The sequence below is a fragment of the Micromonospora sp. NPDC023633 genome (assembly GCF_040640035.1).
Lineage (GTDB): Bacteria > Actinomycetota > Actinomycetes > Mycobacteriales > Micromonosporaceae > Micromonospora.
Genome location: NZ_JBFABB010000013.1, coordinates 40,157 through 62,183, shown reverse-complemented (window position 1 = coordinate 62,183; position 22,027 = coordinate 40,157). Strand labels below are relative to the sequence as shown.

32 protein-coding genes are annotated in these 22,027 nt (G+C 71.5%); 23 read left to right on the top strand and 9 right to left on the bottom strand.

The window, feature by feature from the left end:
• Positions 1-55: 55 nt before the first annotated feature.
• The 5 genes from AB0G13_RS06210 to AB0G13_RS06190 are packed head-to-tail and all read left to right on the top strand — an operon-like array spanning position 56 to position 4,802.
• Complete coding sequence (locus AB0G13_RS06210; protein WP_357869660.1) at positions 56-253, top strand: hypothetical protein; 198 nt, start codon at positions 56-58, stop codon at positions 251-253.
• A gap of 28 nt (positions 254-281) precedes the next feature.
• Positions 282-800 (top strand): helix-turn-helix domain-containing protein, encoded by a 519-nt coding sequence (locus tag AB0G13_RS06205; RefSeq protein ID WP_357869658.1) that lies wholly within the window; start codon positions 282-284, stop codon positions 798-800.
• Positions 790-2,064 (top strand): phage terminase large subunit, encoded by a 1,275-nt coding sequence (locus AB0G13_RS06200; protein ID WP_357869656.1) that lies wholly within the window; start codon positions 790-792, stop codon positions 2,062-2,064. Before AB0G13_RS06205 ends, AB0G13_RS06200 begins: the two co-directional genes overlap by 11 nt.
• 14 nt (positions 2,065-2,078) lie before the next feature.
• Positions 2,079-3,653 carry a phage capsid protein gene (locus AB0G13_RS06195; protein WP_357869653.1) on the top strand — a complete coding sequence of 525 codons (1,575 nt, stop codon included), beginning with the start codon at positions 2,079-2,081 and terminating at the stop codon, positions 3,651-3,653.
• A 3-nt stretch (positions 3,654-3,656) separates the two neighbouring features.
• On the top strand, positions 3,657-4,802 hold the full coding sequence (locus AB0G13_RS06190) for a phage minor capsid protein (protein WP_357869651.1): 1,146 nt from the start codon (positions 3,657-3,659) through the stop codon (positions 4,800-4,802).
• On the opposite strand, the gene AB0G13_RS06185 is transcribed toward AB0G13_RS06190, so the two are convergent.
• Positions 4,791-5,123, bottom strand: a complete 333-nt coding sequence (locus AB0G13_RS06185) for a DUF732 domain-containing protein (protein WP_357869648.1) — start codon at positions 5,121-5,123, stop codon at positions 4,791-4,793. The genes AB0G13_RS06190 and AB0G13_RS06185 overlap by 12 nt on opposite strands.
• 123 nt (positions 5,124-5,246) lie before the next feature.
• Here AB0G13_RS06185 and AB0G13_RS06180 point away from each other — a divergent pair, with 123 nt between their 5' ends.
• From AB0G13_RS06180 to AB0G13_RS06110, 15 genes are read left to right on the top strand one after another with little or no spacing between them, the layout of a single operon-like run.
• Positions 5,247-5,954 (top strand): hypothetical protein, encoded by a 708-nt coding sequence (locus AB0G13_RS06180; protein WP_357869645.1) that lies wholly within the window; start codon positions 5,247-5,249, stop codon positions 5,952-5,954.
• A gap of 26 nt (positions 5,955-5,980) precedes the next feature.
• Entirely contained in the window at positions 5,981-6,856 is an 876-nt protein-coding gene (locus tag AB0G13_RS06175; RefSeq protein ID WP_357869642.1) for a N4-gp56 family major capsid protein, read from the top strand.
• A complete protein-coding gene (locus AB0G13_RS06170; protein WP_357869639.1) occupies positions 6,856-7,164 on the top strand; it encodes a hypothetical protein in 309 nt (102 codons plus the stop codon). Before AB0G13_RS06175 ends, AB0G13_RS06170 begins: the two co-directional genes overlap by 1 nt.
• Before the next feature lie 60 nt (positions 7,165-7,224).
• Positions 7,225-7,596 carry a hypothetical protein gene (locus AB0G13_RS06165; RefSeq protein ID WP_357869637.1) on the top strand — a complete coding sequence of 124 codons (372 nt, stop codon included), beginning with the start codon at positions 7,225-7,227 and terminating at the stop codon, positions 7,594-7,596.
• Positions 7,597-7,599: 3 nt separating this feature from the next.
• A complete protein-coding gene (locus AB0G13_RS06160; RefSeq protein WP_357869634.1) occupies positions 7,600-7,944 on the top strand; it encodes a hypothetical protein in 345 nt (114 codons plus the stop codon).
• 3 nt (positions 7,945-7,947) lie between these two features.
• Positions 7,948-8,304 (top strand): hypothetical protein, encoded by a 357-nt coding sequence (locus AB0G13_RS06155; RefSeq protein ID WP_357869631.1) that lies wholly within the window; start codon positions 7,948-7,950, stop codon positions 8,302-8,304.
• Entirely contained in the window at positions 8,304-8,750 is a 447-nt protein-coding gene (locus AB0G13_RS06150; RefSeq protein ID WP_357869628.1) for a minor capsid protein, read from the top strand. The genes AB0G13_RS06155 and AB0G13_RS06150 overlap by 1 nt, the downstream gene beginning before the upstream one ends.
• 16 nt (positions 8,751-8,766) lie before the next feature.
• On the top strand, positions 8,767-9,519 hold the full coding sequence (locus AB0G13_RS06145; protein WP_357869626.1) for an IPT/TIG domain-containing protein: 753 nt from the start codon (positions 8,767-8,769) through the stop codon (positions 9,517-9,519).
• Positions 9,519-10,067 carry a hypothetical protein gene (locus AB0G13_RS06140; protein WP_357869623.1) on the top strand — a complete coding sequence of 183 codons (549 nt, stop codon included), beginning with the start codon at positions 9,519-9,521 and terminating at the stop codon, positions 10,065-10,067. Before AB0G13_RS06145 ends, AB0G13_RS06140 begins: the two co-directional genes overlap by 1 nt.
• Positions 10,064-10,264 carry a hypothetical protein gene (locus tag AB0G13_RS06135; RefSeq protein ID WP_357869760.1) on the top strand — a complete coding sequence of 67 codons (201 nt, stop codon included), beginning with the start codon at positions 10,064-10,066 and terminating at the stop codon, positions 10,262-10,264. The genes AB0G13_RS06140 and AB0G13_RS06135 overlap by 4 nt, the downstream gene beginning before the upstream one ends.
• Positions 10,265-10,282: 18 nt before the next feature.
• On the top strand, positions 10,283-12,244 hold the full coding sequence (locus AB0G13_RS06130; protein WP_357869620.1) for a phage tail tape measure protein: 1,962 nt from the start codon (positions 10,283-10,285) through the stop codon (positions 12,242-12,244).
• Positions 12,245-12,253: 9 nt separating this feature from the next.
• Positions 12,254-15,019: a hypothetical protein gene (locus AB0G13_RS06125; RefSeq protein WP_357869617.1), complete on the top strand. Its 2,766-nt coding sequence runs from the start codon at positions 12,254-12,256 to the stop codon at positions 15,017-15,019.
• 9 nt (positions 15,020-15,028) lie between these two features.
• A complete protein-coding gene (locus tag AB0G13_RS06120) occupies positions 15,029-15,199 on the top strand; it encodes a hypothetical protein (RefSeq protein ID WP_357869614.1) in 171 nt (56 codons plus the stop codon).
• A 10-nt stretch (positions 15,200-15,209) separates the two neighbouring features.
• Positions 15,210-15,989 (top strand): hypothetical protein, encoded by a 780-nt coding sequence (locus AB0G13_RS06115; protein ID WP_357869611.1) that lies wholly within the window; start codon positions 15,210-15,212, stop codon positions 15,987-15,989.
• Positions 15,986-16,360, top strand: coding sequence for a hypothetical protein (locus AB0G13_RS06110; RefSeq protein WP_357869608.1), 375 nt, complete (start codon positions 15,986-15,988; stop codon positions 16,358-16,360). The genes AB0G13_RS06115 and AB0G13_RS06110 overlap by 4 nt, the downstream gene beginning before the upstream one ends.
• A gap of 30 nt (positions 16,361-16,390) precedes the next feature.
• On the opposite strand, the gene AB0G13_RS06105 is transcribed toward AB0G13_RS06110, so the two are convergent.
• Entirely contained in the window at positions 16,391-16,654 is a 264-nt protein-coding gene (locus AB0G13_RS06105; RefSeq protein WP_357869605.1) for a hypothetical protein, read from the bottom strand.
• 20 nt (positions 16,655-16,674) lie between these two features.
• On the opposite strand from AB0G13_RS06105, the gene AB0G13_RS06100 reads away from it, so the two are divergent.
• Entirely contained in the window at positions 16,675-17,025 is a 351-nt protein-coding gene (locus AB0G13_RS06100) for a hypothetical protein (RefSeq protein ID WP_357869603.1), read from the top strand.
• A 184-nt stretch (positions 17,026-17,209) separates the two neighbouring features.
• On the opposite strand, the gene AB0G13_RS06095 is transcribed toward AB0G13_RS06100, so the two are convergent.
• Complete coding sequence (locus AB0G13_RS06095; protein WP_357869600.1) at positions 17,210-17,380, bottom strand: hypothetical protein; 171 nt, start codon at positions 17,378-17,380, stop codon at positions 17,210-17,212.
• A 138-nt stretch (positions 17,381-17,518) separates the two neighbouring features.
• On the opposite strand from AB0G13_RS06095, the gene AB0G13_RS06090 reads away from it, so the two are divergent.
• Positions 17,519-17,716: a helix-turn-helix domain-containing protein gene (locus AB0G13_RS06090; protein WP_357869598.1), complete on the top strand. Its 198-nt coding sequence runs from the start codon at positions 17,519-17,521 to the stop codon at positions 17,714-17,716.
• An 85-nt stretch (positions 17,717-17,801) separates the two neighbouring features.
• Here the strand turns inward: AB0G13_RS06090 and AB0G13_RS06085 are convergent, their stop codons facing one another.
• The 5 genes from AB0G13_RS06085 to AB0G13_RS06065 form a co-directional block, all read right to left on the bottom strand.
• Entirely contained in the window at positions 17,802-18,311 is a 510-nt protein-coding gene (locus AB0G13_RS06085; RefSeq protein ID WP_357869595.1) for a hypothetical protein, read from the bottom strand.
• Positions 18,311-18,820 (bottom strand): hypothetical protein, encoded by a 510-nt coding sequence (locus AB0G13_RS06080; RefSeq protein ID WP_357869592.1) that lies wholly within the window; start codon positions 18,818-18,820, stop codon positions 18,311-18,313. The genes AB0G13_RS06085 and AB0G13_RS06080 overlap by 1 nt, the downstream gene beginning before the upstream one ends.
• 13 nt (positions 18,821-18,833) lie before the next feature.
• Positions 18,834-19,070: a hypothetical protein gene (locus AB0G13_RS06075; protein WP_357869590.1), complete on the bottom strand. Its 237-nt coding sequence runs from the start codon at positions 19,068-19,070 to the stop codon at positions 18,834-18,836.
• Positions 19,070-19,417: a hypothetical protein gene (locus AB0G13_RS06070; protein ID WP_357869587.1), complete on the bottom strand. Its 348-nt coding sequence runs from the start codon at positions 19,415-19,417 to the stop codon at positions 19,070-19,072. Before AB0G13_RS06070 ends, AB0G13_RS06075 begins: the two co-directional genes overlap by 1 nt.
• A gap of 70 nt (positions 19,418-19,487) precedes the next feature.
• On the bottom strand, positions 19,488-20,864 hold the full coding sequence (locus AB0G13_RS06065; protein ID WP_357869585.1) for a hypothetical protein: 1,377 nt from the start codon (positions 20,862-20,864) through the stop codon (positions 19,488-19,490).
• A gap of 134 nt (positions 20,865-20,998) precedes the next feature.
• Between AB0G13_RS06065 and AB0G13_RS06060 the strand changes: the two genes are divergently transcribed.
• Entirely contained in the window at positions 20,999-21,214 is a 216-nt protein-coding gene (locus tag AB0G13_RS06060) for a hypothetical protein (RefSeq protein ID WP_357869582.1), read from the top strand.
• Between the two features lie 128 nt (positions 21,215-21,342).
• On the opposite strand, the gene AB0G13_RS06055 is transcribed toward AB0G13_RS06060, so the two are convergent.
• Positions 21,343-21,861 carry a hypothetical protein gene (locus AB0G13_RS06055; RefSeq protein ID WP_357869580.1) on the bottom strand — a complete coding sequence of 173 codons (519 nt, stop codon included), beginning with the start codon at positions 21,859-21,861 and terminating at the stop codon, positions 21,343-21,345.
• Between the last annotated feature and the right edge of the window lie 166 nt (positions 21,862-22,027).

The following is a 22,027-nucleotide window of genomic DNA, read 5'->3' as shown; positions in this document are numbered from 1 at the left end:
CAGACGTGATCAACCGGCCGCGCCGGTGGAGAATTCCCAGTCCGCGGAGCAACCCGTGACCGATCCACCCGCGCCGGTCAAAGTGGACATCACCGTCGCTGGCCACACCGTCACCGTCGAAGCCGCCGAGCCCCTGGACGTCGTCGCCGCCAAGGCCCTCGACCTGTTCCGCCAGACGGCCGAGTACGCCCGCCGTGCCCCGGTCGGGTTCGCTGCCGCGCCCGCCCACGTCGAGCTGTCCGCCGACCCCTGACCGGCCAGGCGCCGGGATGGAGCGACCCATGACCAAGCCCCGCCCCGTCACCGAGGCCGACCATGAACAGGTCCGCGAACTCCACGCCGAGGGTCTCAGCCGCAACGCCATCGCAGAGCAACTCGGCCGCTCCGGCCGCACCATCAGCCGCATCGCCGACAAGCTCGGGCTTACCTTCGACCGGGAACGCACCCGCGCCGCCACCGAGGCCAAGAAGGACGACGCACGGGCCAAGCGGGCAGCCCTCGCGGTACGACTGCTCGACGATGCCGAACGGCTCCGCCAGCAGCTCTGGCAGCCCGCCCACTACGTCGACCACGGCGGCAAGGAGTACGAGCGCGTCGACTGGACCCTCAACGAGCCGACCTTCTCCGACAAGCGGAACATCATGCAGTCCGTGGGCATGGCCATCGACAAGGCCGTCCGCCTCGACGAATACGACGCGGACCCCGGCATCGACGCCGCGAAGAGCATGCTCGGCGCCCTCGCCAAGGGCCTCGGAGCCGCGTACGACGAGCTGAACCGCACTGAGACCGATGGCGATTGACCTCAACGCGGTCGGCCGGACACTGTCCCCGATCCACCTCCGCAGCGTGGTCGAGTCCACCGCCCGCCTCAACATCTGGCAGGGCTCCGTCCGGTCCGGCAAGACCGTCGCGTCGCTGCTGCGGCTCCTGATGGCCGTTGCTGACGCCCCCACCTCCGGCCGGGTCCTGCTGTTCGGCAAGACCCGCGAGTCCGTCAACCGGAACGTGTTCGCGGTGCTGACCGACCCAGCCCTGTTCGGCCCTCTCGCCCGCCTCACGAAGTACAACCCGGGCGCGCCCACCGGCACGATTCTCGGCCGGGAGGTCGACGTCCTGGGCGCGAACGACGCCAAGGCCGAGCCAAAGGTCCGCGGCATGACGCTGTGCCGGGCGTACGGGGACGAGCTGACCACCATCCCCGAGGCGTTCTTCACCCAGGTTCTCGCCCGACTGTCGGTGCGCGGCGCACAGTTGTTCGGCACCACCAACCCCGACAGCCCGAACCACTGGCTGAGGAAGAAGTACCTGCTCCGCGAGGGTGAGCTGAACCTGCGGACCTGGCACTCCACCCTCGACGACAACCCGCACCTCGACCCGCAGTACGTCGCCGACCTGAAACGCGAGTACGTGGGGCTCTGGTACAAGCGGTTCATCGCCGGCGCTTGGGTCCAGGCCGAGGGCGCCGTGTTCGACATGTTCGACGAGGACCGCCACGTCGTCAGCGCGCTGCCGCACATCACCCGCTGGCTGGCCGTCGGTATCGACTACGGCACCACCAATGCGTTCGCCGCGGTCCTGGTGGGCATCGGCGCCGACGGGCGGCTGTACGTGGCACGGGAGTGGCGGCACGACTCGAAGACCGCCCGCCGACAGATGGCGCCCGTCGAGTACTCGGAGGCGGTCCGGTCGTGGCTGTCCGGCCTCGACCTGCCTGACGGCAGCCGGGGCGTCGCTCCCGAGTACGTCCTCGTCGACCCCGCCGCCGCCGACTTCCGCGTGCAGCTCGCCCGCGATGGCCTGCCGAACAAGCCGGCCAAGAACGAGGTGGTCGAGGGCATCCGCACCATGTCGTCACTGCTAGCCCGGGACCGACTCCGCATCCACGCCTCGTGCACGGGCCTGCTGTCGGAGGTCCCCGGCTACTCCTGGGATGACAAGGCGGCCGAGCGGGGCCGAGACGAACCGGTCAAGACCGACGACCACAGCATCGACGCCACCCGGTACGCCATCCACACCACCCGGGCGCTCTGGTGGCACCAGCTACGCCCCGACAACGCCGCCTGAGAGGGGGCTCCGCAGTGCCGCTGCCCACCTCACCCGACATGGCCTGGCCGCCCAAGTCGCTCGCCCCTGTCCGCGCGAAGCTCGACGAGTGGACCGCCTGGTACTCCGGCGAAACCGACCGGCTCGCCCGCGTCTATCAGGGCACCGACCTGGCTCGGCCGGTCAACCGGCCGTCGCAGTATCGGGGTGGCCTCGTCGGCTGGGTGGCCCGCACCTTCTGGGGTGAGCCGACTCTGGACGGCGAGCAGCGCGCGAAGCTGCATGTGCCCCTCGCCAGCGACATCGCCCAGACCTCGGCCCGGTTGCTGTTCAGCGAGCCTCCGACACTCACGGCGGCCAACAAGCAGACCCAGGCACGCATCAACGAACTTGTCGACGACGGCGCGCACGCGACCCTCCTGGCCGCTGCCGAGACCGGCGCCGCGAAGGGCGGCGGATACCTGCGCATCGTCTGGGACAAGACCGTCCGCCCCCGGCCGTGGATCGCCCGCGTCGACGCCGCCGCGGCTGTACCCGAGTGGCGGTGGGACGTCCTCTGGGCGGTCACCTTCTGGCGGATCCTGGAAGAGGACGGCAACCGGGTGCTGCGGCACCTGGAGCGCCACGAACGCGGCGCCATCTTGCACGGCCTGTACGAGGGCACCCCCGACCGGCTCGGCCGGCGGGTGGACTTCGGAGCCCACCCCGACGTCGCCTGGCTCGCCGATGTCGCCCCAACCGGGGAGATCGCCACCGGCCTGCGTGACCGGCTGACGGCCCGCTACGTCCCGAACATCACCCCGTCGCGCATCTGGGCCGACCTGCCCGCAGCGGCGAACCTGGGCCGGTCCGACTACGACGGCGTGGAGCCGCTCTTCGACGCCCTCGACGAGACCTGGACCAGCCTGATGCGGGACCTGCGGCTGGCCCGCGCCCGCCTGGTCGTGCCCGAGGAGTACCTGACCTCGCTGGGCCCGGGCAACGGTGCCTACTTCGACACCGCGCGGGAGCTGTTCACCCCCATCAAGACGATGGCCGACGACAGCTCCGGCCTCAACCTGGAGCTGATCCAGCCGCTCATCCGGGTCGAGGACCACCTCCGCATGTCGGCGGAGCAGGCCCGCCTCATCGTCGAGACGGCCGGCTACTCGGCGCAGTCCTTCGGCATGGCCGAGGGCGCGGCGGTAACGGCCACGGAGGTGGCCGCACGAGAGCGGGAGTCGTTCATCTCCCGCGACGCGAAGATCATGCACTGGCGGCCCGCGCTCCAGGAGATCCTCGAAACGCTGCTCATGGTCGACGCGGTGCTCTTCAACTCCGGCGTCACCCCCGAGCCGCCGCAGGTCGACTTCGGGGACACGGTCAGCCAGGACCCCGAGAGCGTGGCCCGCACCCTCCAGCTGCTGGAGGCAGCCGCCGCGATCTCGACGTACATGAAGGTCAAGACGCTGCATCCGGACTGGGAGGACAAGGAGATCCGCACGGAGGTCGACCGGATCCGGGGCGACGCCCCGCCGGTGGTCGACGTCGGCAGCTCGCTGGGCGCGCTGGCCGGCAACGAGCCGCCCCCAGCCGACGAGCCCGAGCAGGAACCCCCGGCGCAGGAGTAGCCGATGGCCCTCACCGGCGACCAGATCGAGGCCATCACCCGCAACACGGTCGACCTGTACCGGGCCGCCGAGCAGGCCATCCTCCGCGAGGTCACCCGACACCTGCTCGCCGGTATCGACGCACCAGACTGGGCCGTGACCCGCCTCGGTGCCCTCTCAACGCTGCGGCGCACCGTCGAGCGGACTCTCGCCCTCGTCGAGGCGGAGGGGGCGGAGCAGATCCGCGAGGCCCTTGCCCGGGCGTACCGCAGCGGTCAGGCGGTCGCCACGACGGGCATCCCGGCGGCGCTGATGCCCCGCGACCCGGACGCGGTCCGGGCGGCCGGTGTGGTGGCGGAGCTGGTCACCCGCGCGGGCGTGGTGGAGAACCTCGCCGCGGCGCTCGTACAGGACGTCGGGGAACGGCACTCCAACGTGCTGCGCCACATCTTGGACGTGTACCGGGCGGTCATCCAGGAGGCGACCGCGGTCAGCGTCGCAGGCGGGCAGACCCGCCGGCAGGCGTCGCAGCACGCTTACCGGCGGTTCATCGACCAGGGCGTGTCCAGCTTCACCGACTCGCGCGGGCGGGTGTGGCGGCTGTCCAGCTACGTCGAGATGGCCGTCCGCACCGTCACCCAACGCGCCGCCGTCCAAGGCCAGACCGACCGGCTCCAGACCCTCGGCCTGGACCTCGTCATCGTCTCCGACTCGCCTCGGGAGTGCGAACGCTGCCGCCCCTGGGAGGGCAAGGTGCTCGCCATCTCCGGCACCCGACGTGGCCGGGTGGAGATGCCGAGCATGGTCGGCGACGGCACGGTCACTGTGGACATCGCCGGCACGGTGGACGAGGCCCGGGCGGACGGGCTGATGCACCCCAACTGCACGCACTCGCTGCGCGCGTACCTGCCGGGTGCGACCCGCCGCCCGTCACGGCCCACCGCCAACCCGGCCGGCTACGAGGCGAAGGACCGGCAGAGGGCCATCGAGCGGCAGATTCGCCGCTGGAAGGAACGCGAGGCGGGCGCCCTCGACGACGTCGGGAAGGCCACTGCGGCGGCGAAGGTTCGGCAGTGGCAGGGCGAGATGCGTGCCCACCTCGCCGCCAACCCGGAACTGAAACGCCTGCCCTACCGGGAGCAGGTCGGCGCGGGCAACCTACCCCGCTGACGGGCAGAGGCTGCCCTTCGCCGCACCGACGATCATCGCCGCCTTCGCGTTGTCTACCTCGAAGCGGGCCGCCGCATTCTTCGCCACCGTCACCTCGTCCTTGCCCTGCTTCAGGTCGAGGCAGATGTTCTCCGCGTCGTCGACCGCCGACTTCCGCTCCGCCAGCTGCGGGTCGATGACCTTCAGCGCGGCCAGGAACGCCGCCTCGCCGGTGCTGGCCGTGGTGGTCTGCGCCGCCGGCTCGGCAGTGTCGTCGCTGCCACCGCATCCGGCCAGCGCGCCGACCAACGCAGCAGCGACCCAGATGTGACGTGCCCTCATATCGAGCTACCTCCCTGTAGCGAGTAATCCGGGCACGGTACAAGACCAGCGCCAGGCGCGCCGGTCATCCATCCGACACAGGCCGGCCAGGCGCCGGCCGTCGACATCCAGGAGACACCCACCGTGGAGACCGCGACCGCCGAGGGCGCCCAGGCCGCCAGCACCGAGCAGCAGCCGGGCACCGGCAGCCAGCAGCAGGCCACTCAGCCCGCCCAGCAGCCCGCGCAGCAGACCGGCCAGGAGCCGACCGGTGAGCGGCTGGAAGACCTGCCCCCGTGGGCGCAGAAGGTGGTACGCGACGCCCGCGAGGGCGAGGCCAAGGCCCGCACCAACGCGAAGGCGCAGGCCGCCACCGAGGCCGCCGACCAGGCCCGCCAAGAGCTGGCCCAGAAGCTCCTCGCCGTGCTGGACCCCAAGGCGGCCGAGGAGAAGCAGGCCGACCCCGCCCAGCTCACCCAGCAGCTCACCAAGATGGCCGACACCAACCGCGACCTCGCCGTCGAGCTGGCCATCTGGAAGGGCGCAAAGAAGGCCGGAGCAAACCCGCAGGCCCTCACCGACAGCCGCTCCTTCATGGACACGGCACACAAGCTCGACCCGACCGCCGACGACTTCCCCGCGAAGCTGCGCGACGCGATGAAGAAGGCGATCGACGACAACCCGCAGTACCGCGAGGCAGGCCAGGCGCCGGCGCGCAGCGGAGGCGAGTTCACCGGCGGGCCCGGTGGCGACGCCGTCACCTCGGAGCAGTTCAAGCGCATGACCGCAGGTCAGCGCAACGAGCTGTTCAAAACCAACCCTGACCTGTACCGCAAGCTCGCGGGCCGCTAGCCCGCCCATCCATCCAGGAGCCCACCGTGGCACTCACCGACTCCCCGAAGCTCTACGCGCCCGAGGTCTGGGAGGACATGGCGCAGGCCGAGTTCACCGGCCGGGTCGTCGTGGCCAACGCCGCCCTCTCCAACGACACCCTCGTCGGCGAGCCCGGCGACACCATCGACTTCCCCGCCTGGGACGCCCTCAGCGACCTGGACGACCTGGCCGAGGGCGTCCCGATGACGCCCGAGGCGATGACGCAGTCCGCCACGAAGGCCACCATCAAGGAGGCCGGCAAGGCGGTCGAGATCACCGACAAGGCGATGCTCACCGGCCTGGGCAACCCGCAGGACGAGGCGATCCGCCAGTTCGGTGTCCTGGCCGCGCGGAAGGTCGACGCCGACCTGATCGCGGCGGCCACGGCGACCGTCGCCAACGGGCGGACCCGCCCGGACGGCACGGTGGTCGGCAACAGCGCACCGCTCACCCACACCCTGGCGGCCGGCCAGACCGCCATCACCTGGGACCACCTCGTCGACGCCACCGCGAAGTTCGGAGACGACTTCGAGCTCGACGAGGTGTACGGCCTGTTCATCCGGTCCGACGCCAAGGCCGCGATCCTCAAGGACGACCAGTTCATCCAGGCGGCGCAGACGCAGTCCGGCAACGACATCGTCCGCCGCGGCTTCATCGGCCAGGTCGGCGGCATGAACGTGTTCGTCACCGACCGGCTGCCCGCCCGCACCTCGCTGATCGTCAAGCGGAACAGCCTCGGCGTGCTGTGGAAGCGGCGGCCGATCGTCGAGCAGGACCGGGACATCCTGAAGCGCACCAACGTCGTGACCACGAACCTGCACTACGCGGTGAAGCGGATCAAGGACAAGGGTGTCCTCGTCCTCACGACGGCGGCGGCCTGATGGGCGTCGGGATGCTCCGCCGCTACCACACGCAGGCGCCGGAGCACGTCAACGAGCCCGGGGACGTGGAGGCCTCCAAGGAGGCCCAGAGGGTCGACGAGATCCCGCCCCACGACCCGCCCCCGCCGTCGGACCCCGACGGCCCGGCCCCGGACGACCCGCCGCCGTCGGAGCCGCCGGCCGGCAACGCCTCCCAGGAGGTGTGGGCGGAGTGGGTCATCGCCTCTCGCCCCGACCTCGACGAGGCCGAGGTGCGGGCGATGAAGCGTGACGAGTTGCGCGAGCAGTACGGGCCGCGGCCCGAGTGAGTCGTGGGGGCGGTCGGGTCACCTCCGGCCGCCCCCGCCAACCCCGCCCAGGGAGGGCACGTGGCGTACGCGACCATCGAGCAGCTCAACAACAAGCTCGGCAAGACCCCGGTCAACGCGCAGCAGCTCCTCGACCGGGCGAGCCGGGACGTGGACCGGGCGCTGCTCTGCGCCGTCTACGACCCCGAGGACCAGGACGTCGTTGACGCGCTGCGGGAGGCGACGCTGGAGCAGATCGCCGCGAACCTGGAACACGGCAACGTCACCGGCGGGGCGGGGGCCCGCCGTGGCGGGTTCAACCTCGGCCGGCTCGCAGTCCAGCCGTCCGCCGACCCAAACGACCAGCCGGTCCGAATCGGCGGCCTCTGGGAGCAGGCATGGACCATCCTTCAGTCCGCCGGCCTGACCGGTCACGGGCCACAGAGCAGGTGAGCCGTGGACTGGACCGAGTTCGTCGCGCTGTACATCCCTTCCCCGCGCACCATCCGGGTGGAGGCGCTCACCGGCTCCGGCGCGTACGGCGACGTGTACGCCGACCCCGTCGACGTGGCCCCGTGCGTCGTCGACGACACCAACCGGCGCGTGACCGTCCAAACCCAGGACGCCGAGGGCGCTGAAGCCGTGTCGGCGACCACGGTGTTCGCGCCGCCGACCACGATCGCGCCGCCCGGCTCCCGGGTGCAGCTCGACTCCGGCCGGGTCACTCGGGTGCTCGCCACCTCGTTCCTCGACGCTCACGGCTGGGACTTGCCGGAGCACGTCGAGCTGTCCCTGGAGTGACCGATGGCAGACGACTTCGAGCTGGCCTGGGATGGCGACAAGGTGCTCGCCCTGATGCAGGACGCGTCCTTCGACGGCACCGAGGTGGCCGCCGAGCACCTGCTCCAGGTGTCCAGTGGCCTCGCCCCGCATGAGGAGGGCGACCTGGAGCGGTCCGGCGAGGTCAGCTCCGACCGGGCGTCAGGCCTGGTCGCGGTCAGCTTTGACCGGTCCTATGCGGTGAAGCAACACGAGGACATGACCCTGCGGCACGACGACGGGCGGCAGGCGAAGTACCTGGAGGAGCCGATGGGGACCGAACGCGACGTCATGCTGGCGCTGATCGCGAAGGCCGCCCGTAAGCCCCTGGGCGGCTCCTGATGGCGACCGGTGACGGCTGGACCTCCCGACTGCTCGCCGGCCTCGCCGAGCACCTGGCCGCCGCCGGAATCGGCACCTGGCGGCCGTCCGGCAGCTACCAGGCGGGCGAGGTGGGCATCTACATCCGCGCCATCCCCACCAGCCCGGACCGGATCATCACGCTCGCCCCGTACGTCGTCGCTTCCCCGCCCGGGATGGCCGACGTCACCCAAGGGGTTCAGGTCCGCTGTCGAGGGACGAAGGACCCGAGGACGGTCGAAGACCTGGGCGACGGCATCTTCGACGCGCTCGACAGCGCCCACGGCCTGACCTGGGGCGGCATCCCCATCGTGCAGGTGTACCGGCAGTCCTACGCGGCGCTGGGCGCCGACGCGAACGGCCGGTGGGAGACCAGCAGCAACTACTACGTCGAGGCCATGCGCCCGACCAGCAACCGCACCGACTGACCGGAGGAATCACGTCATGGCGACGACCCCCACCGACCGCAGGACCATGCTCGCCCGGCGTCTCCGGGTCGACATCGACACCGCCGCCTTCCCGGCCAGCCAGTACCAGCGGCTGATGGGCGTGCAGGAGCTGAAGCCCGTCGACGAGCTGCGCACCGAGTCCGACGAGGCGTACGAGGACGACGGCGCCGCCCGCGAGTCGGTCACCGGCTACAACTGGCGGCTGGAGGTGAAGATCCTCCACTCGACGAACGCGGCCGGCACCGCGCTGGACCCGGTGCACGCCTTCCTCCAGGCGAAGTACCACGCCGCCAAGAACGGCGTGGCCAACGGCGAGTTCGGGGTCCGCTGGTACGACCGCAACGGCGTCGGGGACGCCCGCGAGGGCCGCGCCTACGTCAAGCAGTGGAGCCCGGACGGCGGCAACGGCGGCGCGCAGGACACCGTCTCCGTCGTCATCCAGGGCCAGGGCCCGCTCGACGCCCAGGTGGTCAACCCGGCCGCCGACCTGACCCCGGCCGTGACCGGCCTGGCGCCCGCCGGCGGGCCGACGGCCGGCGGAAACCTCGTCAACGTCTACGGCACCCACTTCACGGATGCGACGGCAGTGGACTTCGGCGCGACCGACGCCGAGGACTACGTGGTGGTCAGCGACTCGCACATCGTGGCGACCGCCCCGGCCGGCGTCGCCGGCACCGTCCAGGTGTCCGTCACCACGCCCGACGGCACCAGCCCGAACGTCGACGCCGACAACTACACGTACGCCTGATGGCCAACAAGCTCGCCGACCTCGACGAGTACTGGAGTCCCGGACTCACGCTGACCGTCAAGGGCCGGGAGTACACCGTGCCCCTGGCGTCGGCGGAGCTGGGGCTCTGGTGCCGTCGCATCGCCCAGATCACCGGCGACGTGCACGCCGCCTCCACCGAGCAGGAGATGCAGGGCGTAGTCGCCCGGATCGACGCCCTGCCGCAGCTGCCGGGCGGTGACGACGTCAGCCTGCCGGAGCGGGTCCTCGGCCCCGTCTACCAGCAGATGGTCGCCGACCGGCTGCCGGACGCCTACATCCAGTTCTGCGGCCAAGCCGCCTACATCTGGATCATCGGCGGCGAGGAAGCCGCCGAGCGGTACTGGACCTCCGGAGGCCGCCCGGAAGCATGGGGCCCGACGAACCGAGCGGGGCGTCGGGCCGCTGGGCGGACCAGTACGGACGCGGGGAACGGGACCCGCACACCGGCCTCTACGAGTGGTACGAGGTCCCCGACGACGTCCGGCGGGAGCGGTCGGGCGAGGCGGTCTCGTGGGAGACGCTCCTGAGCCACTGGCGGCTCATCGAGGCCGACCTGCACGACGTGTACGGCATCGACGTCGAGAACCGCGGCCTGATGCGCCGCCGCTCGTGGCGGTGGCTGGAAGCCCGGATTACCGGCCTGCTGGTGGCCGACACGCGCCTGTATCGGGCGCTCACGCCGGAGCCGGAAACACCCACCATCCCGGGCCTTCCCGGGGCCTGAGCCCGGAGGGAGGGCACCGTGGCGCTCAAGCTCGGCGAACTGGTGGCCTACCTGAAGGCCGACGACACCGCTCTCGACCGAACCCTGAAGGCCGCTCGCGGGAAGATGGAGCAGGCCGGCGAGCAGGCCCGGCAGCACGGCCCGGTCATCGGTGCCGCGCTCGCGGCCGGTATCGGCGCGGGCCTGCTCGGCGGCCTGGAACTGGAGGGCGCACGGGCGAAGCTGGCCGCGCAGATTGGCGACCCGGTCCTCGCCAAGCAGCTCGGCGAGGTGGCCGGCGAGGTGTACGGCCGCGGCTTCGGCACGTCCGCCGCCGACGCGATGCTCGCCGCCCGGTCCGTGATGCAGGCAGGGCTCCTGCCGAAGGGTGCCGATGCTGCGGTCATCGAGGACCTCACCGTCAAGGCCCAGGCCCTGGCCAGCACCTTCGACCTGGACGTCACCCAGGCGGCCCGGGCGGCCGGCCAGATGGTCAAGACGGGGCTGGCCAGCAACGCGGCTGAGGCATTTGACCTGCTGACCCGTGGCTTCCAAACCTCGGGAGACCAGGCCGGGGACCTCCTCGACTCGATGTCGGAGTACTCCACCCAGTTCCGCAAGCTCGGACTGTCCGGAGCGGACGCGATGGGCCTGATGAATCAGGGCGTGCAGGCCGGCGCCCGCGACCTGGACGTGGTCTCCGACGCGCTGAAGGAGTTCGCCATCCGCGCGGCTGACGGCAGCAAGACCAGCGCCGCCGGCTTCGAGGCGATCGGCCTGAACGCGCAGAAGATGACCGCCACCTTCGCCGCGGGCGGCCCGGCCGCCCGGGAGGCCCTCGGCACCGTGCTGGAGCGGCTCCAGGCCATGAAGGACCCCACCGAGCGGGAGGCCGCCGCCGTCGCCCTGTTCGGCACGAAGGCCGAAGACCTCCAGGGTGCCCTCGCCGGCCTGGACCTCGACACTGCTGCCGCCTCCCTGGGCAAGGTTGGCGGAGCCGCCGGCCGGATGGGTGACCAGCTGGAGCAGTCGGCCAGCCAGAAGCTGGAGGCGTTCAAGCGCAAGGCCCAACAGGCGCTCGTCGAGAAGCTGTCCGAGGCCCTCCCGACCATCGAAAAGGTCGTGGGCTGGCTGGACAAGCACTCCGGGATCATCGGCCCGCTCGTGACCGGTCTCGGCGCGCTCGCCCTGATCGTCGGCGTGATCCTCGGCATCTACAAGACGTGGATCATCCTCCAGACCGCCCTCAACATCGTGATGATGCTCAACCCCATTGGCCTGATCGTCATCGCCGTTCTCGGGCTGATCCTCGTCTTCGTCGGCCTGTGGATGAAGTTCGAGGGCTTCCGAAATTTCTGGAAGGAGACCTGGGAGGTCATCAAGACGGCCGCCCTCGCTGTCTGGGATTTCCTAGTCGCCGCAGCGAAGAAGTGGTGGGAGACGTTCTCCGGCTTCTGGACCGGCGTCGGGCGTTTCTTCAAGAAGCTGTGGAACGGCATTGTCGACGGCGTGAAAGCGGCCTGGGAATGGATCGGCAACACCTTCGATAAGGTCGTCAAATTCGTGTCCGGGCTGCCGAAAAAGATCGGCAAGGCTGCCGGTGGTATGTGGGACGGAATCAAGAACAGCTTCAAGAGCGCCGTGAACTGGATCATCCGGAAATGGAATGACCTGTCGTTGACGATCGGCGGCGGCTCGATCATGGGCGTCGGCATCCCCAGCGTCACGCTGCACACGCCGAACATCCCGATGCTCGCCAAGGGCGGCCACATCCTCGGCTCCGGCACGGCCCTCGTCGGTGAGCGCGGTCCCGAGCTGGTGCACCTCGGCCGCGGGGCCACCGTGCAGCCGCTCTCGTCCGGATCGGCCATGGCCGGGCTGATGCGGCTCCTGGTCAGCGGCGAGTTCCGCATCCGGGGCGGCGACCTGGTGCTGGTGCTGCGCGAGCAGGTCGCCTCGCTCGGCGGCGACGTCCAGAAGTCCATCGGCAGCAACACGTAGGGGGTGGGTGTGTCGTACCTGACCGGCGATTCCCTGCTGGTGCGGATCCGGATCGCGTTCGGCGCGACCATCAGCGCTGACCCGGCAACGTGGGCGTGGACAGACGTCACCGACTGGTGGCATGTGCCGGGCGAGGTGCCGATCAGCTGGGGCCGGTCGGATGGCGCCGACCGGCCCGAGACCTCGAAGATCAGGCTGACCCTGAAGAACACCGACGGCCGGTTCACAAGCAACCATCCGATGTCGCCGTACTGGCCGCACGTGGTCACCTGGACGCCCATCGCCGTCGACGTCGACCTCGGAGATGGAGCCGGCTGGCGCAACCGATTCAGCGGCTACATCCGACGCTGGCCGGTGGAGTGGCCCAGCGGATCGTCCCGCCAGGCGCTCGCCACGATCGACGCGGTGGGGATTCTCGGACGGCTTGGCCGCGGCTCCCCACCCTCCCAGTCCCCGATGCGCCGCTCCTACACCGCCAGCCAGCCCGTCGCGTACTGGCCGCTGGAGGACGGGTCGACGGCCGCCAGCGTCGCCTCCGCCCTCGCCAGCCAGCCACCGATGACCATCACCGGCCTGGTGTCCACCGGCGAGATCCCCGACGATCAATGGTGGTCCGGCGACACCCAGTGGGGCACGTCCACGCTCGCTGACGTGTCCGCCGGAGGGCAGCTCACTGCGCAGATGCCGGCGGACGCTGTAGCCGCCACATCGACCGCGTGGTCGCTCCTCGTCGCCACCGGATCCGACATCGGCCAGGCAGCCGGCGACCAGGTGATCGTGGAGGTGGAGACCCCCACCGCCACGCCGTACGTCCGCTGGCAGGTCCGCTACATCAAGGCACTCCTGCGCACCCAGGTGGTGGGCATCAACGCTGCCGGTGCGGCGACCGTCGTGCACGACGGCAACGGGGTGACCGTGGGTCTACAGGTGGTGTCCCTGGCGGTATGGCAGGACGGCCCGTCGGTGCGGTGGGGCTACGACTACTCGTGGACCAGCAACCAGTGGGGCGCGACCGGCACGGTGGCCGGCACGTCCGGCGGCCTGGCCCGGATCAGGATGAACCCGACCGGGCAGACGCAGGCGATTGGCTGGGCGTACGGCCACCTCGCGGTGTGGCCGGTGGTCCCGCCCCCGGCGACGACCGGCCCGGCCCGCCGCGACCAGTACGGGCGGTTCGGCGGCGGGTCGCTGGTGTCCTACGACGGTGAGGCCGCCACCGACCGCCTCGCTCGCCTTGCCGCCGAGGACGGGGTGCCGCTGGTCATGCCGGCAGTCCCGGTGGACGGGATCCGGCGGATGGGCCCGCAGCCGGCCGGCACACCCGTCGACCTGTACCTCGATTGCGAGCAGGTCGACCACGGGCTGCTGTACGAGGACGGCTTCGGCCTCGGGTACCTGCCGAGGCACCACCGGTACAACGCTGACCCCGCGCTGGTGCTCGACGCGGATGATGGGCAGCTCGGCGCGGATCTGGCCCCGGCGTCCGATGACCAGCAGATCCGCAACCAGTGGACTGTCGAACGGCCGAGAGGCAGCTCGGCGGTGGCGGTCGACTACACCTCGGTCGACGCCCAGGGCCTGGTCCCTGCCTCGTCCACCGTCAACGTGTGGACCGACGACATGCTGCCCGATGACGCCTGGTGGCGGCTGCATCTGTCGACGACTTCGGGCCTGCGGTATCCGCAGCTGGGGATCAACGTGGCGGCGCACCGGGAGCTGGCGTCGGCGTGGTGCGAGGTGCGTCCTGGTGGCCGGGTGCAGGTGGTGAATCCTCCGCCGCAGGCCCCGCCTGGGGTCATCGATCAGCTGGTGGTGGGGGCGTCGGAGACGATCCGTGGCCGCCGGCATTGGCGGGCGGTGCTGAACACGGTGCCGTCTACCCCGTGGCAGGTGGCCACGGTGGACGGGCCGCAGCGGATAGGCGCGGCCGGCTCGACCCTCGCCGCTGGTATCACCGCGTCGGCGACGTCGCTGCTGCTGTCCAGCACCGCCGAGACTGGTGCGTGGACGACCGCCGCAGCCGACATGCCGCTGGACATCAGGGTCGGCGGGGAGCAGGTCCGGGCGTCGTCGATCGCGTCGTCGATCCTCGACACCCTCGACCGGACGGTGTCGGGCGGCTGGGGGCCGACGTGGTCGGTGGTGATGGGCTCCGCGGCGGCGTTTTCGGCGGACGGGACGCGCGGCGTGATCGGGCTGACTGGCACCGGCCGACACGGGGCGGTCATCGACCTGGGCAGCGCGGATCAGGACGTGATCCTGTCCATCCGATCACCGGCGACCGCTACCGGCGGGTCGATCATCCACGGCTGGATGGCCCGGTACGTCGACGCGGACAACCACTACTACGTTGAGGCGCAGTTCCGCACCGACGGGCAGATCTGGTTGTCCCTGAACGTCCGCTCCGGCGGCGTCAACACCACGTACACGGGTCCCACCGCCGTGCAGGCGTACACGGCGGGCTCCACCTACCGGCTGGGTGTGCAGCTCATCGGGTCGACGTACCGGGCCCGGGTGTGGCCGGGCGGCACCCCGCCCGCGTGGCAGGTCAGCCGTCCGGCGACTGCGGCCCCCGCCGGCACGCGCGCCGGGCCGCGGGCGCTGCTCGCGGCGGGCAACACCAACCCGCAGCCCGTGGCCGTCAGCTACGACAACGTCGAGGCGCTGATACCGCAGCGGGTCACCCTGTCCGCGCGCAGCCTCAACGGGGTCGCCCGCGCCTGGCCGGCCGGCACCGAGGTGGACGTGTGGCAGCCGGCACACGCAGCCCTGTGAGGAGGAGCGGTGGCGACTGACTGGCGGCCGGGGATGCGGCTGACCAAGGCGCGACTCGATGACGGGTCGGCCGTGACGTGGACGACCAACAGGACGATCCGGGCGGAGCAACTGCGCACTGCGTACGGCCGCGACATCCGGGCCGGCGACGACCTCACCTCCACCCGGATGAACCCGTAGGGAAGGCGACATGCGAGCAAGGAACATGCAGGCCCTCACCGAGGCGGTCAAGCGCCGACACCCGGGGGTGGTCGTCTACGGCATCGGCGACGCGGCCCACAAGCTGCGGGCGTCGGACCACAACGAGGACGACCTGTCGGGCAGTAGGGCTGCGCAGTCGGACGGGGACAGCGACCCGGAGCACCGGGCCATCGACGTGATGCTCGGCCCCGCGTTCAGCAAGGCCGACGCCGACCGGCTGGTGGACGACCTGGTCAGCGACCCGGCGTCGCGCGCCCGGCTGTTCAACATCATCTGGAACGGCGGCATCTGGTCCCGCTCGTGGGGATGGACCAGGCGGACGTTCGGCGGCGACCCACACCGCGACCACCCGCACATCGCAGGGCTGGCCGCGGACGACGAGAACGGCGCCGGGTGGCCGGCAGTCGACGGAGGAGGAGGTACCGACATGTTCTGTCGGCACGGGGACACGGGCGAGCACGTCCGGCGCTTGCAGTACCAGCTCGGCAACGTCAACGCCGAGATCAAGAAGCTGGTCGGCGCGGTCGACGGGCGGTACGGCGACGCGACGGCGCGCGGGCTGGCCACCCTGGTCAAGCTGCACAACGGGCGGACCGTCGACGGACGTAACTACGGGGCGACGGAGTCGATCTACCTCGACTTCCAGCTCGCGAAGAAGTGGGGCGGAGGCGGTCAACCCGGCCCGCAGGGGCCCCAGGGTGACCCGGGTCCGAGCGGCGTCACCATGCCGCAGGTGCTCGATGAGCTGACCCGCCGCCTGGCCTCGTGAGTGCCTCGTCCGACGGCGCCCGCCCGCCAGCCGGCGACTTCCTGCTCTGGCGGGAGGTCGACCGCCTGGACCGCCGCGTCGACGAGGTGGCCGCGCGAGCCGAGCGGCTGATCGTCGAGGCGCGCGCGGAGCTGGGTGCCGACGTCGATCGCATCAGCGGCCGGGTCGACCGCCTCGACGAGCACGGGTCGCGGGGGGTGGAGGCCCTGCGGCTGGATCTGCGGAGCCTCCGCAAGGACCTGGAGGAGCACGAGGTGATGCACGCCCAGGCGGCCGTAGAGCAGAAGGCTGCGAGACGCTGGACGATCGGCCTGGTCGCCGGCCTCATCGCTCCGCTGTATCCGCTGATCATCGCTGCGGTCGTCCGATGACCGCTGCCGCCTCGGGGGCGGCAGCGGCTATCAACGGCCGTCGTGGCGGGTCTTCCGCCAGATACCGCCCGTCGCCTCACCCTCGGCGTAGATGCTCTCCAGCACCGCCCGCGCCCCGGCCTCGTCCGGGCGCTCCCAGCGCCGCGGCTCCTGCTGCCGCGCAGGGCTGTTCAGCAGCACCTCCCAGATGCCTGACCCGTCCATGCGCTCGATGAGGCGCACCATCGCCTCCGCGACGGTCGGGTCAGGCCCGTACAGCAGGGCCGACTCGCGGACCTGCGGGTGACCTGCCATGACTCAACCCTAGGAGCATCGTGAAGATCTTCGGTCGTGAGCCCACCCTCTACATCCAGGCCCTCTCGGCGCTGCTGGGCGTCTTCGTGACGTTCGGTCTGCCGGGCCTGTCGGCGACGCAGGCCGCCGCGATCGTCGCTGTCCTATCCGCGCTCCTCGCCGCCGTCAACGCGGCGATGGTGCGTCCGGTCGCCCCGGCTGCGTTCGCCGGCCTGGTGACGGCCCTGGCGGTGCTGGTGGCCGCGTACGGGATGGACGTGTCGCAGGAGACCGTCGGCGCGGTGCAGGTGGCGGTGGTGGGTGTCCTGGCGCTGCTGACGCGCACGCAGGTCACGCCGGCGGCCGACCCGCGGCAGTCGATTCGGGTCTGACCGTCCCGGTAGGATCGATGGCGCGGTGCTGCCGGTGACGTCCCGGTCAGGCACCGACCAACGTGCAGCGGCCCCGCTCTCCCGGTTCGGGAGGGCGGGGCCGTTTCGTCGTTCCAGGCTGGACGCGGGAGGTAAGCGGTTTCCTGGGTGCTGCCGGGTGGGGGCCCGGAGGCCCCCGGCCCGGTCAGACGAGGCAGGCGAGGGCGTCGATCTCGGCCTGCTTGACCTCGTAGCGGTGGCAGCCGATGCAGGCCTCGTACTTGCCGCCGTTCGGGTGCCGCCGGACGATGGCGCCCGGTCCGCCGCAGCACTCGCATCCCTCGGGGGCCTGCTCGCCGATCTCCCGCTCCGTCATGTCCGTCTCCCTCGCTTGCCTGTGCCCATAGCCTAGCGCACGTGGTTGACAAACGTCAACCGATAGGGCCAGGTCAAGCCGAAAAACTCGCCGCGTACCACGTTGACGCACGTCAACCGGACCCATATCGTGGTGGGCATGACCAGCCCGCCGCGCGACCCAAAGATCCCCGACCTCGTCTCCCTCCAGGAGGCGGCCGACATCCTCGGCATGAGCAAGCAGGCCGCCCTCAAGCGGGCCGAACGTGGCCAGCTCCTCGGCGCGCGGGCCGGCAACGCCTGGGTGTTCCGCCGCGCCGTCGTCGAGGCCGCCCGGCCCGCGCCGACCCAGGAGTAGGAACACGCTTACCTGGCCGCGCTCCCCCGGTACGCGAAGCGCCCCCGCACGGCTCGGCCGGCGGGGGCGCTGTCGTGCGTCGGGGTCAGCTCGCTGCAGCGATCCGCTCGGCCCGGACGTCCCGGATCCGCCGCTTCGCCGTCGCCTCGCTCACCTCGAACTCGTCCATCACGTGGCGCACGACTGTGGCGTACGGGTGGCCGCGGTCGAGCATCGTGCCGATCACGTCCTCGATCGTCGCCGGCTCCTCCTCGTCCTGGGCGCCGTCGAGGTCGAGGTCCTCCTCCTCGTCGACGGGCACCGCGGCCGGGGCGATGGACCGCACCCGCCGGCCGTCCGGGAGGGTGATCAGCCGCCCCCACCAGCCGGTGTCACGGCCGGTGTCATCGGTGTCAGACACCGCGCTGACCTGCGCGTTGACACTGATATCAGGGTCATCCCCCTCGGTGGGGGAGGGGAGGCCCCGGGTGCGCATCCACCAGTCGTGAAGGGTCGCGCCCGCGATCCAGACGACGACGACGATGCCCAGGGCGATGGGGCCGCCCCAGCCGCGCTGAGGCTCCTCGGCGGCGGCAAGCAGGGTGGTGGTCAGCATCAGGCAGCTCCGAACAGGAGGGAGGGAAGCGGAACGATGAGCTTGGTGGTGATGTCGAGCAGGGTGCGGGTGAACTGTCCGATCAGCCCTTCCGGCAGATCGGACATCAGCCCGAGGGGAATGGCGACCAGCCACATGCGCAGGTTGAGCCGGTAGAGCGGCGACTGCGGGAAGGACAACGTCGCGAACCTGCCGAGCTTCTTGCTGGACTTGACGGGCAGCAGGCAGCCGAGCGCGTAGATCCACAGCAGGGCGATCAGGAACCCGACGACCGCGTTGATGCTCGCGCCGGCGATGTAGGCGTCACCGGTGGAGTCGAGGAGCGCCTGGATGACGTCTCGGAGGGCACCGACGGTGGCCCGGTCGAGGGGGCTGCCGTCGAATCCTTCGCGGATCGCCGGCACCGCGAGGATGAACGCGATTCGATCGCGGATGCTGTTCGGGCCGATCGACATGTAGTCGACGATGACGGCCAGGAGCAGCACGATGACGACGCCGGTGGGCGACATGGTGTGGGTCATGTCAGGCCCCCGACCAGTCGAGCAGCACCGCGCCGGTGCGCGCGTCGCACACCTCCAGGCGCGGGCTGTCCATCGGCTCGTTGGCGGCGAGGGCCTCACGAGTCAGCGCCTGGAGGTGATGGACGAGGGCCATGTCGAGGCTGGGCCCGTCGAGGTCCAGGGTGACGACGTAGTTGCGCTTGTGCAGCACCTCGTACTGCCCGTCGTAGATGCGCAGACGGTAGGTCAGGGCGGCCATCAGGCGTCCATCTCCAGGTGCGTGAGGGTCGGGAACAGCGCGACGCCGAGGAGCACCATGGCGCCGGCGGCCACCCAGGCGGTGGTGGTGTGGCCGGTGAGGATGGCCGTCAGGGCGGCGACGAGCGAGGCCAGCACGCCGCCGGTGAGCGTCCAGGCGATGGTCGTCCACGGCACGCGGCGGGGGGCGGCCACGACGACCGGCTGGATGCCGGCCTGACGCAGTTCCCGGACCCGCTCAGCCAGCTCGGGCAGCGTTCCGGCGGGCACCGTGACGGTGCGGCCGGCGAGCGCCCGCAGCGGCGAGTCTGCGGGCACGTGCCCGCGGATCAGATGGGTGGTGGGCATGATGGTGTCCTTCCTTCGGGGAGATCCGGGGCGCGGCGCGATGTCCAGTCGGTGAGCCGCGCCCCGGGCGCTACTTCTGGGCCTCGGCCCGGGTCTTCTTCCACTCGTTGGCGTAGGTCTTGCCGACCCCCGCCAGCGCGGCGAGCTTGCGGTCGGACGGCGCCCGGCCGTGCTCGGCGACGTACGCGTCGTAGGCGGCCTGGGTGCGCTCGGCGTCGGTGCCCGCGGTTGGCGCGGCGGGCGGCTTCGGCGCTGCCCGCCCGGTCAGCCGGCGGCCGACCTTCGCGGCCACCGATGCCCGCTTCGGGCGGGCAGTCGCGGGCACTGCGGCCGGTGCCCGCGCGGGCAGTTCGGCGGTGCCCGCCGGGGCTGGCTCTGCGGGCAGTTCGCGGGCAGTGGCGGAGGTGCCCGTGCGGGCAGCCTGCGGGCGGGGCGCGGGCAGAGGCGCGGGCACCTGACTGCCCGCCGCCGGCCAGACGCCGAGTGCCCGCTCGGTCAGCGCGATCCGTGCCATCCGAGGCGCGATGCTCTCGCGGGCGGCGGCCATCTCCCGCTGGAGCCGGCGCGCGACCTGGATGCCCGGGTCGTCCTCGTCGATGGCACCGACCGGGGCACCGCGCAGCGCGGTCCACGCCGCCCGGAGACGCCCGGACTGCCCGGCAGCAGCGCGCTTCGCGGCCCGGTGGTCGTGGTACCCGGTCCACGCGGTGCGCGGGTCGCGCACGTTGTGCTCGATCGACCACCGCGCCGCCTTCCACGTGCGGATCGGGAATGCGCGGCGGCGCTTGCGGTCGAACACGGCGCCGGTCTCGTCGACCAGGTCCTTGCGGAGTAGCTGCACGTGCTGGGCGCGGCGGGTGTGCAGGCCCCACAGCCACGGCGACAGCAGCGACGCCATGCCGCTGCCGACCGCGAACGGCGTCGGCCGCCAGCCCTCGTCGTCGAAATGGCTGTAGTTCATCGCGGCGACGACTGCGGCGATGGCGTAGGCCCGTCGGCGCATCTCGGCGGCGGTGCCCGTCGCGCCCTGGAGCAGCGCGTCGTGGGCGTGCCAGTTCACGTAGAGGCTGATCGACTCGACGGTCGCTGCGTAGACCAGGGCGACGGCTGCCCGGACGACCGGGGTCCAGCTCGCTGGCGTGCGGGTGAAGGCGTACGCGGTCTGGCCGCCGACGGCGGCGAGGTTGACCAGGAGCAGCGGGGCCACGTACCGGGCGGTGGTCGCCAGGGCGGCGAGCTTGCGGCGGCGCCGGGCGCGCGCCTTGGCCTTGGTCTTGGCCTGCTTCCGTTCGGCGCGTGCCTGCTCGCGCTTCTGCTGCCGGCGGGCGGCGCGGTTCGCGTCGGCCTGGTCGCGGTCGAAGGCGGCGCGGAGTCGGCGCTGCTCGTCCTCGGCGCGGGCGGCGGCGGCGATCTCCTCGGCCGTCAGCCTGGGGCGGATGAGCTTCATGCCGCCCATCATGGCGCGTCTGGCGCTTCTGGCGCAACTGTCGCGTCTGACGTAGCGTGTCGGGCGTGGCTATGAGTGGCGCGACTGGCGTGAGACGATCCCAAGGGAGACGCCGTCGGACCGGGGAGCGCAGGGTGAGCAGCAGCGTGTGGATCAGCCCGAAGGAGGCGGCCGAGCTGCTGGAGGTCTCCGAGCGCACCGTGCAGCGGTCCCTCCAAGACCCGGACCAGCGCGCCCGAGAATGGGGCGGCGAAGGTGAGGGCTGGCGATTCAAGCCGCTGTCGACGCGCGGCGCCTACCAGCTGCGCAGATCGGCCGTCGAACGCAAGGCGGGCCAGCCCGAGAAGTAGCGCAGACGCGAAGCGGCCCCGCTCCAGCTGGAGCGGGGCCGCTTGCTGTCACATCGTCGGCCGGTTGGATCCGGGGCAGGTGCCCCGGCTTCCCATCGCCTGATGCGGCGGGCAGGAACTGCCGGGGGCTACACCGACACGGGCTCCGCACGCGGAGCATTGAGACTGAGGTGCCATGACTGGACTCCCTGGGGGATGCGGTAGTCCGGGTGAGGGTCAGTCTCGGGCTCGCCCATCGAGCCGGCCGCCGAGGTCGCGCGCAGGTACACCACCGAGCCGTCGCTGGCGGTGATCCGGAGCGCGGCGGCGACCGGCGACTCGACGCCAGCCTGACGACACAACTCCCACGACCGGAAGACGTCCGGCCGCGCGGCGTCGAGCAGCTGGTGCGCGAGCACGAGGATGCGAGCGGCCCGCCACTTCGGCGGCAGCGGCTCGCTGGGCAGCGGCACCGGCGTGGCGTCACGCGGCGGCACAGCGCCCCACAACAACGCGGCGGACCCGGAGCCGTGCACGGCCTTGACCCCGGCAGGGGACTGACCGCCCGGCTGGACGTCGGCGCCGTACCTCTCGACGGCGACGATGTCCGGGTGCTCGGCGGCGCGGAGGAGGGCCTCCACCACGTCCAAGGCCTGGGATACCTGCACGGTTGCTCTCCTGATCAGTCGGGATCTTGGCAGCTCACGGGCCGGGCCAGTCTAGCGGCGGCACCGGCGGGGCTCGGCTCCAGCACACCGGGGTCACCTCCTGCTCTTGGTTTCGGCGGGCCACTGGCCGGCCTGCCGCCTCCGACACTCCGGCATCGGACAGACG